Annotated in this window: 12 protein-coding genes; 3 read left to right on the top strand and 9 right to left on the bottom strand. The window is 74.4% G+C overall.

Translation table 11 applies throughout. From position 1 onward, the window contains the following. Positions 1-2 precede the first annotated feature (2 nt). Complete coding sequence (locus DPM19_RS20160) at positions 3-1,079, bottom strand: LLM class flavin-dependent oxidoreductase (protein ID WP_111869511.1); 1,077 nt, start codon at positions 1,077-1,079, stop codon at positions 3-5. A gap of 140 nt (positions 1,080-1,219) precedes the next feature. On the opposite strand from DPM19_RS20160, the gene DPM19_RS20155 reads away from it, so the two are divergent. Next, the gene (locus DPM19_RS20155) at positions 1,220-2,071 is read left to right on the top strand and encodes an enoyl-CoA hydratase (RefSeq protein WP_111869510.1); all 852 of its coding nucleotides are present in this window, start codon (positions 1,220-1,222) and stop codon (positions 2,069-2,071) included. Positions 2,072-2,092: 21 nt separating this feature from the next. Here DPM19_RS20155 and DPM19_RS20150 read toward each other — a convergent pair whose 3' ends face one another. After that, entirely contained in the window at positions 2,093-3,655 is a 1,563-nt protein-coding gene (locus DPM19_RS20150) for a FadD3 family acyl-CoA ligase (protein ID WP_111869509.1), read from the bottom strand. A gap of 109 nt (positions 3,656-3,764) precedes the next feature. On the opposite strand from DPM19_RS20150, the gene DPM19_RS20145 reads away from it, so the two are divergent. Beyond that, a complete protein-coding gene (locus DPM19_RS20145; RefSeq protein ID WP_158566838.1) occupies positions 3,765-4,844 on the top strand; it encodes a winged helix DNA-binding domain-containing protein in 1,080 nt (359 codons plus the stop codon). 99 nt (positions 4,845-4,943) lie between these two features. Beyond that, complete coding sequence (locus DPM19_RS20140) at positions 4,944-5,741, top strand: SDR family oxidoreductase (RefSeq protein ID WP_111869507.1); 798 nt, start codon at positions 4,944-4,946, stop codon at positions 5,739-5,741. Between the two features lie 117 nt (positions 5,742-5,858). Here DPM19_RS20140 and DPM19_RS20135 read toward each other — a convergent pair whose 3' ends face one another. The 7 genes from DPM19_RS20135 to DPM19_RS20105 form a co-directional block, all read right to left on the bottom strand. Then, positions 5,859-6,668 (bottom strand): MaoC/PaaZ C-terminal domain-containing protein, encoded by an 810-nt coding sequence (locus tag DPM19_RS20135; RefSeq protein ID WP_111869506.1) that lies wholly within the window; start codon positions 6,666-6,668, stop codon positions 5,859-5,861. Between the two features lie 97 nt (positions 6,669-6,765). After that, the gene (locus DPM19_RS20130; RefSeq protein ID WP_111869505.1) at positions 6,766-7,191 is read right to left on the bottom strand and encodes a MaoC family dehydratase; all 426 of its coding nucleotides are present in this window, start codon (positions 7,189-7,191) and stop codon (positions 6,766-6,768) included. Further along, entirely contained in the window at positions 7,188-8,282 is a 1,095-nt protein-coding gene (locus DPM19_RS20125; protein ID WP_111869504.1) for an acyl-CoA dehydrogenase family protein, read from the bottom strand. Before DPM19_RS20125 ends, DPM19_RS20130 begins: the two co-directional genes overlap by 4 nt. Then, positions 8,282-8,812: an FAS1-like dehydratase domain-containing protein gene (locus DPM19_RS20120; RefSeq protein ID WP_111869503.1), complete on the bottom strand. Its 531-nt coding sequence runs from the start codon at positions 8,810-8,812 to the stop codon at positions 8,282-8,284. Before DPM19_RS20120 ends, DPM19_RS20125 begins: the two co-directional genes overlap by 1 nt. Next, positions 8,809-9,972, bottom strand: coding sequence for an acyl-CoA dehydrogenase family protein (locus DPM19_RS20115; RefSeq protein WP_111869502.1), 1,164 nt, complete (start codon positions 9,970-9,972; stop codon positions 8,809-8,811). Before DPM19_RS20115 ends, DPM19_RS20120 begins: the two co-directional genes overlap by 4 nt. 29 nt (positions 9,973-10,001) lie before the next feature. Then, a complete protein-coding gene (locus tag DPM19_RS20110; RefSeq protein WP_111869501.1) occupies positions 10,002-11,657 on the bottom strand; it encodes an AMP-binding protein in 1,656 nt (551 codons plus the stop codon). Positions 11,658-11,672: 15 nt separating this feature from the next. Next, the gene (locus tag DPM19_RS20105) at positions 11,673-12,854 is read right to left on the bottom strand and encodes an NADH:flavin oxidoreductase (protein ID WP_111869500.1); all 1,182 of its coding nucleotides are present in this window, start codon (positions 12,852-12,854) and stop codon (positions 11,673-11,675) included. Positions 12,855-12,866: the final 12 nt, after the last annotated feature.

Raw genomic sequence — 12,866 nt, 5'->3', positions numbered from 1 at the left:
CGCTACCCGGCGCGGGCGGCGCGCAGGGAGGCGTGGGTGGGGGCCTCGGGGACGTGGGCCGGGCGCAGCGCGGCGAACTCCTTGCGCAGCACCGGGATCACCTCCTCGCCGAGGATGTCGAGCTGTTCCAGGACGGTCTTGAGGGGCAGGCCGGCGTGGTCCATCAGGAAGAGCTGCCGCTGGTAGTCGCCGAAGTGCTGGCGGAAGGTGAGGGTCTTGTCGATCACCTGCTGCGGGCTGCCGACGGTGAGCGGGGTCTGCTCGGTGAACTCCTCCAGCGACGGGCCGCCCCCGTACACCGGGGCGTTGTCGAAGTAGGGGCGGAACTCCTTGACCGCGTCCTGGGAGTTCTTCCGCATGAACACCTGCCCGCCCAGGCCGACGATCGCCTGGTCGGCCGAGCCGTGCCCGTAGTGCTCGAAGCGCCGGCGATACAGCTCGATCAGGCGCATGAAGTGCTCTTTGGGCCAGAAGATGTGGTTCGCGAAGAACCCGTCGCCGTAGTAGGCGGCCTGTTCGGCGATTTCGGGGCTGCGGATGGAGCCGTGCCAGACGAACGGCGGGATGCCGTCCAGGGGGCGGGGTGTGGCGGTGAAGGACTGGAGCGGGGTGCGGAAACGGCCTTCCCAATCCACGACGTCCTCGCGCCACAGCCGGTGCAGCAGGGCGTAGTTCTCGACGGCGAGGGGGATGCCGTTGCGGATGTCCTGCCCGAACCAGGGGTAGACGGGTCCGGTGTTGCCGCGGCCCATCATCAGGTCCACCCGGCCGTCGGCCAGGTGTTGCAGCATCGCGTAGTCCTCGGCGATCTTCACCGGGTCGTTGGTGGTGATCAGCGTGGTGGCGGTGCTCAGGACGAGCCGTTCCGTGCGGGCCGCGATGTACCCGAGCATGGTGGTCGGTGAGGACGGCACGAACGGCGGGTTGTGGTGCTCGCCGGTGGCGAAGACGTCCAGGCCCACCTCCTCGGCCTTCAGCGCGATCGTCACCATCGCCTTGATGCGCTCGGCCTCGGTCGGCGTGCGGCCGTTCGTCGGGTCGGGGGTGACGTCCCCGACCGTGAAGACCCCGAACTGCATGTGTCGTCCCCCTGGCAAGTAGTGGAAATTTCAACTATCTAACCAGCATAGAGGGGCGCCCATTCCCCGGCCCGGCGCCTTCCCGGCGGCGCGCGGGTGGGTTACCCTACCAAACACTTGTTAGAAAAAGAGGAGTCCCCATGAGCGTGGTGCAGTACGAGCGGCGCGGGCCCGTGGCGGTGGTCACCATGAACCGCCCGGAGTACCGCAACGCGCAGAACTCCGCGATGACCTACGCACTGGACGAGGCCTTCTACCGGGCCGCGGCCGACGACGAGGTCAAGGTGATCGTGCTGGCCGGCGCCGGCAAGCACTTCTCCGCCGGGCACGACATCGGCACCCCCGGCCGGGACGCCGACATCTCCTTCGACCGCAGGGCCGGCCTGTGGTGGGACCACGTGGGCAAGGCCGGCGCCGAGAGCCGCTTCGCCCGCGAGTCCGAGGTGTACCTGGGCATGTGCCGGCGGTGGCGGGAGGTCCCCAAGCCGATGGTCGCGATGGTGCAGGGCGCGTGCATCGCCGGCGGGCTGATGCTCGCCTGGATCTGCGACCTGATCGTCGCCTCCGACGACGCCTTCTTCGCCGACCCGGTGGTCCGGATGGGCATCCCCGGCGTGGAGTACTTCGCCCACCCCTGGGCGATGCCCCCGCGGATCGCCAAGGAGTTCCTCTACACCGGCGACCGGATGCCCGCCGAACGCGCCTACCAGGTCGGCATGATCAACCGGGTGGTCCCGCGCGCCGACCTGGAGACCGAGACCCTGGCGCTGGCCGAGCGCATCGCGACCATGCCGCGGATGGGCCTCGCCCTCACCAAGAAGGCCGTCAACCAGGCCGAGGACCTCCAGGGCATGCAGACCGGCATGGACGCGGTCTTCGGCCTGCACCACCTCGCCCACGCCCACAACGCCGAGACCTCCACCGACTCCCTGGCCGGCATGGACCCCAAGAGCATGAAGTCCGCCGCCGAAAAACCCACCCCCACCTCCTGAACCAGCCCGCCCGCGCACGGGTCAGCGGGACGGGAGCTCGGTCTTCTGGACCTTGCCCATGGCGTTCCTCGGCAGACCCTCCACGAAGACGACCTCGCGGGGGACCTTGAAGTTCGCCAGGCGGGCGCGGCAGTGCTCGATCAGTGTCTCGACCGTCGCCTTCGTGTCCGGGTGCAGCACCACGTACGCGCGGCCGACCTCGCCCAGCCGGGGGTCGGGGACGCCGATGACGGCCGCTTCGGCGACCGAATCGTGCCGGGCGAGGGTGTCCTCGACCTCGGCGGGGTAGACGTTGAAGCCGCCGACGACGTACATGTCCTTGGAGCGGCCGGTGATGGTCAGGTTGCCGCGGGCGTCGAGCCGGCCGCGGTCTCCGGTCACCAGCCAGCCGTCGCGGACCGCCTCGGCCGTGGCCGCCGGGTCGTCGAGGTAGCCGAGCATCACGTTGTAGCCGCGGACCAGGACCTCGCCGTCCTCCCCCGCCGGGACCGGGTCGCCCCAGGCGTCCACCACCGCGACCTCGACCCCCTCGATGGGGCGGCCGGAGGTGGTCGCCACGGTCTCGTCGTCGTCCTCCAGCGAGCAGGAGGTGACCGTGCCGCAGGACTCGGTGAGGCCGTAGGCGGTGACCACCTGCGGGAACAGTTCGGCCCGGGTGCGGCGCACCAGTTCCACGGGGACGGTGGCGGCGCCGGTCACCGCCAGGCGCAGCGAGGACAGGTCGAACCGGGCGCGTTCGGGGGCGTCGAGCATCGAGGTGTAGAGGGTGGGCGGGCCGGGCAGCACGGTGATCCGCTCGGCCTCCACCAGGCGCATGGTCTCGGCGGGCTCGAACACCCGCTGGAGCACCATGGTCGCCCCCTGGAGCAGGCAGGCGAGCACCCCGGCCTTGTAGCCGAAGGAGTGGAACAGCGGGTTGACGATCAGGTAGCGGTCGCCGCGGGACAGGCCGGTCCGGCCGCACCAGGCCGCGAAGGTCCGGACGTCCTGCTCGTGGGTGCACAGCACGCCCTTGGGGCGGCCGGTGGTGCCGGAGGTGAACAGCACGTCCGCGACGTCCCCGGGGGTCACCGCCGCCCAGCGGGCCGCGGCCCGCTCCGCGGGGACGCGCTCGCCCGTGGCGAGGAAGTCCGCCCAGCCCGTCGTGCCGGGGACGGCCGCGTCGTCGTAGGCGACCACGGTCTCCAGCGCCGGCGGGCGCCCCTCCCCCTCGTCGAGCATGGCGAGGTAGTCGTTGCCGAGGAAACCGTCCTCGACGAAGAGGGCGCGCACGCCGCCGCGGGCGAGCACCCAGCGGGCCTCGTCGCCCTTGTACCGGGTGTTGATCGGGACCAGGGCCGCTCCGGCGCCGACCGCGCCCAGCGCGGTCACCACCCACCGGTGCCCGTTCGGCGCCCAGATCGAGATCCGGTCCCCGGGCGCGACGCCGAGCGCGGCGAAGGACCGCGCCGCCGCCCGGACCCGGTCGTGCAGTTCGGCGTAGGTCAGCCGGACCGGGCCGTCCACCACGGCCTCCAGGTCCGGGAACTCGCGGGCGGCCCGCTCCAGCAGGCCGGGGATCGTCAACGCGTCGCTGGTGGTCATGAGCTCTCCTGGCCGCCGGTCGGTGCCGCCATGGTGCCGCCGGGGATGCCGGACCGCACCCGCCCGTCCCGGTGATCGGTACCTGCCGGAGGGCTGGGACCCTGGGCCGGTGACCGATGACGCCCACGCCCTCCGGGTACGCGCCCAGCTCCTGCACCGCCCCGCATCGGGCGGCGTCACCGAGACGGTCCGGCGGCTGCTCGCCGTGCAGGCGCAGGACATCGCCGCGTTCCCGATCGCCCTGCACGCCCGGATGCCGGCGGTCACCGCCGCCGATCTCCGGGCCGCCCGCGACGAGCGGTCGGTGGTCCGGATCTGGGGGCCGCGCGGCACCATCCACCTGATCGCCGCCGCGGACCTGCCGTGGCTGTTCCCGCTGATCCGCTCCGGTCCTGTGGACTCGCTGCGGCGGTTGGGGCAGTTGGGCGTCCGGATCGGCGAGGCCGAGGCCGTGCGGGCGGTGGACCGGGCGCTGGCCGGGCAGGGCCCGCTGACCAAGGCGGAACTGGGCGAGCGGCTGGCCGCCGGGGGGCTGCCCGCCGAAGGGCAGGCGATCGTGCATCTGGCGGTGCTCGCGGCCCGGGCGGGGTTGCTCGTCTTCGGCCCCGACCGCTCCAACCGGCCGACGTACGTGCACGCCGCCGACTGGCTCGGCTCGCCCGTCCCCGTCGAGACCGACCGGGAGCGGGCCCTGGCCGAGCTGGCCCGCCGCTACCTGCGCGCACACGCCCCCGCCGGGCCGCGCGACCTGGCCGCCTGGTCGGGGCTGCCGCTGCGGGACGCCGAGACCGGCTGGCGGGCGATCGCCGCGGAGCTCACCGAGGTCTCCCCGGGGCTGTGGACGGCCGGTGCCGACGCGGCGGACCCGGTCGCCGAGCCGGTGGTCCGGCTGCTGCCGATCTGGGACGAGTACCTGCTGGGGTGGGCGTCCACCCTGGCGTGGGCGGCCCCCGCGTCCTACCGGCCGGTGATCCATTCGAGCCGTCCGGTGCTGCTCGCCGACGGGCGGGTGGCGGCCACCTGGCGGCCCCGGCGCACCGCCGGCCGGCTGGAGATCACCGTGCGGCCGCTCGCCCCGCTCGCCGACCAGATCAGCGACCTGCTCGCCCGCGAGGCCGACGGCCTGGGCCGTTTCCTCGGGCTGCGCACCGAACTGGCGGTCGGGCCGCCGGACCCGGCGGGCGGCTGAGCCCCGATCCCGGTGATCGGTACTCGCCGCCCGCCGACGGGGCGCCCGTCCCTACCCTCCGAGGGGTCTGACCGAACCGCTCCAGGGAGGAACGCGGCGATGGACTTCAGCGGCCGGGCGGTGCTGATCACCGGTGGGACCAAGGGCATCGGGTTTGTGATCGCCGAACGGTTCCTGGCCGCGGGGGCCGAGGTGGCCGTCGGCGGGCGCAACGAGCCGCAGGTCCTGCCCGCCGCCGGCGGGCGGACGGCGCACTTCGTCCCGGCCGACATCCGGGACGCCACGGCCGCGGCCGGGTTGGTGGCGGAGGCGGCCGACCGGCTCGGCCGGCTGGACGTGCTCGTCAACAACGCCGGCGGCTCGCCCGACGCGGACGCGGCAACGGTCTCGCCCCGGTTCGTGGAGCGGATCGTGGCGCTGAACCTGCTCGCCCCGTTCTACGTGGCGCAGCCCGCCAACGCGGTGATGCAGGAGCAGGAGACCGGCGGCTCGATCATCAACATCGGCAGCGTCTCCGCGCACGACCCGCAGCCGGGCACCGCGGCGTACACCGCCGCCAAGGCGGGGCTGCTGGCCCTCACCCGGGCGCTGGCGCTGGAGTGGTCGCCCCGGGTGCGGGTCAACCACGTCACCGTCGGGCTGATCCGCACCGAGGCCGCGGCGCACGTCTACGGCGCGGACGGGGGCGCGGCCGTCGCCGGGCTGATCCCGATGGGCCGGATGGCGGTGCCCGACGACGTGGCGAACACCTGCCTCTACCTGGCGAGCGACCTGGCGTCCTACGTCACCGGGGCCGACCTCGCCGTGCACGGCGGGGGCGAGGTTCCCGCCCGGTACGTCGCGACGCACCTCGATCAGGGGCAGGTCTCGGAGCACGACGGGAACCGCTCGCCCTGACGGGTTCGCGGGCTTTCACCCGGCCGGCCGGGCCGACGCCCCGGAACCTTCCCGCATCCATGGATCACGACGCCGGAGGGACGCCCTCGGACCGCCGGGGAACCCGCCCCGCCCCATTTACGGCGAACCCGCCGGGTGGAAGCGGAGCCGGCCGCCGGAGATCACCGGGCCGCCGTCCGCGGCGGCCTCGAACCTGATCGCGTCCCCGTCGGCCCAACCGTCCGTGCGGAGCCGGTCGCCGGGGAACACCGGGGCGGCGAACCTGCCTTCCAGTTCGGCGAGGTCGGCCGGGTGGGCGCCCGCGGCCGCGGCCAGCGGCAGGGTCAGCGCGGCCAGGGTGCACAGGCCGTGCATGAAGGGGCGGGGCATCCCGGTCTCCTTCGCCGCCGCAGGGTCGATGTGCATGGCGTGCCGGTCGCCGAGCAGACGGTAGAGCGCGGCCTGCTCGGTCGAGGTGTCCAGCCGCAGCTCGTGGCCGGGCCGCTCCGCCGGACGCCTCGGGGCGGACGGGCCCCGGTCGCCGCCGAAGCCGCCGCGGCCGGGGGCGAACAGCACCCAGGTGGCGGTGAAGTGGTCGCTGTCCACCTCGACCTCGAAGACCGCGGCGGCGCCCTTGTCCCACACCTCCGCGACCCGCGCCGCCATCGTCAGCTCGCCGGACCTCGGCAGCGGGGCGTGCACCCGCAGCCGCTGCGCGCCGTGCACCGCGGTGCGGGGGTCGAAGGCGCCCAGCGCGCCGAGGGCGTCGGGGGCCCACTGCGCCCGGGTGAGCGCGAACGTGGGCAGCACCCGCAGCCGCTCCTCGTACACCAGGTCCAGGTCGGTGGCCCGGGCGCCGACCGCGAGCGCGTACAGGATCGCGTCCCGCTCGTCGTAGCCGACGGTGCGCTCGCCCAGGTCGCGGCCCTGCCAGTCGCCCGCGTTCATCGGTCACCGGCCAGGCGGCCGGCCGGCCCGGGCCGGTCCACCCATCGCCCGGCAAGGCGGGCGCCCCGGGCCGGCTCCGGGAAGCCGCCGGGCGCGTTCATGCCTCACCGGCCCCGGGAAGCTCGACGACGACGGTGCCGGTGACGTGGTCGCCGAGGCCGTTGGCGCCGCGCACGGAGATCTCCACCCGGCCGTCGCCGTGCTTGGCGGACACAGTGCCGGTCAGCACCATGGTGTCGCCGGGGTGGTTGGGGGCGCCGAGCCGGATCTTGATCGACCGGACGACCGCGGCGGGGCCGGCCCAGCCGGTGACGTACCGGTCGACCAGCCCGTTGCTGGTCAGGATGTTCATGAAGATGTCCTTGGAGCCCCGCTCGACGGCCAGGGCGGGGTCGTGGTGGACGTCCTGGTAGTCGCGGCTGGCGATGGCGGTGGCGACGATGAACGTGCGGGTCAGCGGGATCGGCAGCGCCGGCAGGACATCGCCGACCGCCACCTCCGGGTACGTCCTGGTGGGCTTCACGGGGCGCCGCCCCCCGCCAGCGCGTCGCCGAGCCGGGCCAGGTGGGCGCTCGCCCCGCCCAGCGTCCCCGCGAGCTGCTTGCCCCACAGGAAGTACCGGTGGATCGGGTAGTCGACGTCCACGCCGATGCCGCCGTGCAGGTGCTGCACCCGGTGGACGACGTTCAGCCCGCCCTCGGCCGCCCACCACTGGGCGACGGGCACCGACGCGGCGGCGTTCCCGCCGTCCTCGACGTCGGTGACGGCCTGCCACAGGGTGACCCGCAGCGCGTCGATCTCGATGTAGCAGTCGGCGAGCTGGTGCTGCACCGCCTGGAAGGTGCCCAGCGGGCGGCCGAACTGCTCGCGGGCCGCCAGGAAGTCCGCGGCCCGCCGCAGCGCGCCCTGGGCGACGCCGAGCTGGAGCGCGGCCACCGCCACCCGGGCCTGATCGAGGACGCCGCCGAGAGCGCCGCCGACCGCCTGGGCCGGGGCGTCGGTGAGGGTCAGGGTGCCGGCCAGGTCGCGGGCGGTGGTCTCGGCCGGTTCCCAGGCGACGCCGGGGGCGTCGGCGGCGACCAGGAACAGCCCGGGGCCCGCCGGGGCGCGCGCGGAGACCAGCACGCAGGCGGCGCCGGCCGGGGTCGGGACGACCGCCTTGACCCCGGTCAGCCGCCAGCCGTCGCCGTCCGGCCGGGCCGCGCACTCCGGTTCGGCCGCCTCGTGCGGGCCGAACTCCTCCAGCGCCGCGGTCAGCCGAACCGACCCGTCCACCGCCCCGGGGAGCAGGGCGGCGCGCTGTTCCGGCGTGCCGTGCGCGGCGATCGCGAGCGCCGCCACGGTGGCCGGCCAGATCGGGACGGGCGCCACGTGCCGCCCCTGCTCCTCCAGCAGGACGCACAGCGCGCCGAGGCCCAGCCCGGCGCCGCCGTACTCCTCGGGCAGCGCGACGCCCAGCAGGCCCGCCTTGCCCAGCTCGGCCCACAGGTCCCCGTCCATCCGGGTCGCGGAGGTCTCCACCTCCCGGATCCGGGCGGGGTCGGCACGGTCGGTGAAGATCTCGCCGGCCAGCCCGCGGACCGCGTCGAGCTCGTCGTCCAGGGTGAAGTCCATCAGGTGCCCTCCCGCTCGGCCGGACGGAAACGCAGGGTGCGCCAGCGCTGCGCGGCCACCGGCTCGCCGTGCTGGTCGTGGTAGGTCCGCACGGTGGTCACGAAACGGCCCGCGCCCAGTGCGGTCTTCTTCTCCGCGGAGATCGCCTCGACCACCTCGCGCACGCTCACGTGGTCGCCGGGCACCAGCTCGCGGTGGAACTCCAGCTCCGAGTCCGTCGCCACCACCGAGGTGTAGCCGCCCTCGGCGAGCAGGGCGAGCAGCTCGTCCGCGGGGCCGCCCGACCGGTCCGGGGACACCGTGGCGGCGTAGCCGCGCATCGTCCACGCCTGGACCATCGAGGCGGGGGCGACGACGCCGTCCCGCCCGGTGGCGCGGGCCGCCGCGGCGTCGAGGTAGACCGGGTTGGTGTCGCCCATCGCCTCCACCCAGTGCCGGATCATCGGCAGGTTGACCGGGTCCTGGGCGGGCCGCAGCGCGGCCAGCTCGCGGCCGACGAACGCCTGCAGCCGTTCCTCGTAGTCGCTCATGCGCGCCTCGACCGGGGCAGGCCCAGGCCCTGGGTGGCGACCATGTCGCGGAGGACCTCGTTCACGCCGCCGCCGAAGGTGTTCACGATGCCCTGCCGGGACAGCTGCTCGATCTGCCCGGCGAGCACCGCGCCGGGTGACTCGGGGCGGATCCGGCCGGCCGCGCCGAGGACGCCGGTCAGGGTGCGCTGCACGTCGATGTGGGTCTCGGTGCCGTACGCCTTGGCGGCGCCGGCGTCCGCGCCGGACAGGGTGCCCGCCTCGACCGCGCAGGTCATCTTCCAGTTCATCAGGCGCATCGCTTCCAGCCTGGCGTGGCAGCGGGCGAGGTCCCGGCGCACCCACGGCAGCTCGATGGCGCCATTGTCGCGGGCCCACTCCAGGACGTCCTCCCAGAGCCGGATCATGCGCCCGCCGAGCGCGGCCAGGCCGATCCGCTCGTGGTTGAGCTGGGTGGTGATCAGCCCCCAGCCGCCGTTCAGGTCGCCGACGAGGTTGCCGGCGGGCACCCGCACGCCGTCGTAGTAGGTGGCGGTCACCGCCATACCGCCCACGGTCTGGATGGGGCTCCAGGAGAACCCGGGGGCGTCGGTGGGGACGATCAGGATCGAGATGCCCCGGTGCCGGGCGGCGTCGGGGTCGGTCCGGCAGGCGAGCCAGATGTGGTCGGCGGTGTTGGCGCCGCTGGTGAAGATCTTGCTGCCGTCCACCACGAACCCGTCGCCGTCACGGACCGCCCGGGTGGTCAGGGACGCCAGGTCGGTGCCGGCGCCGGGCTCGGTGTAGCCGATCGCGAAGACGATGTCGCCGGACAGGATGCCGGGCAGGAAGTGCCGTTTCTGCTCCGGCGACCCGTATTTCATCAGGGTGGGGCCGACCGTGTTGACGGTGACGAACGGGAACGGCAGCCCGGCCCGCTGGACCTCGTCGAAGAAGATGTACTGGTCGGCGATCGACCGGCCCTGCCCGCCGTACTCGACCGGCCAGCCGATGCCGAGCCAGCCGTCGGCGCCGAACCGCCGCACCACGTCGCGGAAGCCGGGGCCGCCGACCCCGGCCTCGCCCACCCGGCGGCGCTCGTGCTCGGGCAGCAGGCGCGCGAAGTAGGCCCGCAACTCCTCGCGCAGCCGGCGCTGCTCCGCGGTCTCGCGTAGGTCCATGCGCTCTCCTCTCCCCCTCGGTGCGGTGGTCAGGGCAGGAACCGCTGACGCTCGTTGGCGTGGAACTCCGCGCGCAGCGCGGCCTTGTCCGCGGCGGTCATCCGGGTGTACTCCGGCGTGCCGCGGCCGGCCCAGCGGTGGACGTCGTCGCCGGTCCGCCAGCCCACCAGCCGCATCTCCTTCTTGCGCAGCTTGTTGGAGCCGGTGGCCGGCAGGGCGTGCGAGACCCGGACGTAGCGGGGCGCGCCCTTGGGGCCCAGGTCCGCCTGCCCGGCCAGGAAGCCCGGCAGGTCCAGGTCCGCGAAGGCGACGCCTTCGGGGATCTCGATCGCGGCCATCACCTCGTCGCCGGACCGGGGGTCGGGGACGGCGAACACCCCGGCGGCCATGATCTGCGGGTGCCGGCGCAGTACCCGCTCGGTGAGCAGCGCGGAGATGTTCTCCCCGTCCACCCGGATCCAGTCGCCGGACCGGCCGGCGAAGTACAGGTAGCCCGCCGCGTCGAGGTAGCCGAGGTCACCGGTCCAGTACCAGCCGTGCCGGACCCGCTCGGCGTCCGCGGCCGGGTTCTTGTAGTAGCCCTCGAACCGGGCCGCGCCGTGAACGTCGACGATCTCGCCGACGGCCTCCTCGGGGTTGGCGACCCGGCCGTGCTCGTCGAGCACGGCCGGCGGGCAGACCTCCCGGGTCTCCGGATCAACGATCTTGACTCCGGCGTGGGCGGGCCGGCCCAGCGCGCTCGCCGGGCCCTCCGGCGCCAGCTCGACCATGCCCCCGCTCTCGCTGGAGCCGTAGCCCTCGATCAGCCGGCAGCCGAAGCGGCGCAGGAACGCGCGGCGGTCCTCCGGCGACGCCTCGGTGCCGAACGCGTGGGTGAGGGTGGTGCCCACGTCGCCGGGCAGCTCCGGGGTGGCCAGGATGTAGGCGATCGCCTTGCCGACGTAGGTGAAGTACGTGACCCCGTGGTGGCGCACGTCGGACAGGAAACCGGTGGCGGAGAACCGTGGTGTCAGGGCGACGCACGCGCCGGCGGCCAGTGCCGGCGCCCACAGGGCCATCAGCGCGTTGCCGTGGAACAGCGGCATGCAGCAGTAGGCGACGTCCTCGCGCCCGACGTCGAACTTGGCGCTGCCGTAGCGGGCGGTCTGCACGAGCCGGCCCTGGGAGCAGCGGGCCGCCTTGGACGCGCCGGTGGTGCCCGAGGTGAACAGCAGCAGGAACTGCGTCGCCGCCGTGACCGCGGGGTCCCGCACCGGGGTGTCCGGGTGCGCCGCGACCCGGGCGGGGTATCCGGGGTCGTCCACGAGCAGGAAGCGGTCGCGGGCCACCCCGATGTCGAGGTCGGCCAGCAGTTCCAGCCCGGCCCGGTCGGTGACGACAAGCTGGCAGTCGGTGTGCCGGACCTCCTGCTCCAGGTAGGCGCCGCGCCGGGTGGGGTTGATCCCGACGATCGACGCGCCGCTCAGCGCCGCCGCGCCCAGCCAGAAGACGTACTCCGGCACGTTGTCCAGCAGGACCCCGATGTGGAAGGGCCCGCCGGCGCGCAACTCCCGGGCCAGGGCCGCCCGGGCGGCGCTCTCGCGGACCACCTCGTCCCAGGTCCAGACCCGTTCCCGGGTGCGCAGCCCGGGCCGGTCGTCCCCGGTGCGGGCGAGCAGCAGGCCGGCGATCGTCGCGTCGTCCACGTCGGGTCCCGCCCCTCAGCCGGCGGGGACCAGCACGCAGCGGGTGCCCCGGTAGATGGACGGCATGCACTTGTTGCAGTGGATGCACAGGGACGTGACGCCCGCGTCCGCCCGGATCCGGTTGATCAGGTCCGGCTCGCGCAGCAGCGCCCGGGCCATCGCCACGAACTGGAAGCCCTCGCGCATGGCCAGGTCCATCACCGGTTTCCCGGTCACCCCGCCCAGCAGGACGAGCGGCATCCGCACCGCGGCCCGGACCTGCCGGGCGTGCTCCAGCAGGTAGGCGTCCCGGTAGGGGTAGCTGCGCAGCATGCGCCCGCCGAACAGCCGGACGCCGAGCCGGACCGGCCGCGGCATGGCGGCGGCGAACTCGCGCAGCGGGGCGTCCCCCTTGAACAGGTACATCGGGTTGAGCAGGGAGCTTCCGGCGGTGAGTTCCAGGGCGTCCAGGGAGCCGTCGGCCTCCAGCCAGCGGGCCACCTGGATCGCCTCGTCCAGCCAGAACCCGCCGGGCACCCCGTCGTCCATGTTCAGCTTGGCGAGGATCGCGAGCCGGTCGCCCGCCGCGTCGCGCACCGCGCGGGCGATGTCGCGGGCGAACCGGGCCCGGTTCTCCGGCGAGCCGCCGTACTCGTCGGTGCGGTGGTTCAGCCGCGGGCTCAGGAACGCGCTGGCCAGGTAGTTGTGCCCGAGGTGGATCTCGACGGCGTCGAACCCGGCCTCGATCGCCATCGTCGCCGCGTCGGCGTGGGCCTGGACGATCCGGGTGAGGTCGGCGCGGCCGGCCCGCCGGATCAGGGCGCCGGAGAGGGCGCTGAGGCGCCGGCCCGGGCCCAGCGCGGGCAGGCCGGTGGACCGGGGGTTGCCGACCGGGCCGGCGTGCCCGATCTGGGCGGAGATCGCGGCGCCCTCGGCGTGGACGGCCTCGGTCAGCCGCCGCAGGCCGGGCAGCGCCTCGGGGCGCCACAGGATCTGGTGCCGGGTCGTCCGGCCCTCCGGTGCCACGGCGCAGTAGGCCACCGTGGTCATCCCCACCCCGCCGGCCGCGTGCCGGACGTGGAAGTCGATCAGCTCGTCGGTGACCAGGCCCTTGCGGCTCACCCCCTCGAAGGTGGCGGCCTTGATGACGCGGTTGCGCAGGGCGACCGGGCCGAGCCGGGCCGGGGCGAGCACGTCGGGCGGTGCCGGCTGGGTCAAGGAGGTCCTCCG

This window comes from Actinomadura craniellae (genome assembly GCF_003289645.1).
Taxonomy (GTDB): Bacteria; Actinomycetota; Actinomycetes; order Streptosporangiales; family Streptosporangiaceae; genus Actinomadura_D; species Actinomadura_D craniellae.
Note: the sequence above shows the minus strand (reverse complement) of the source record. Positions and strands in the feature narration are given on the sequence as shown.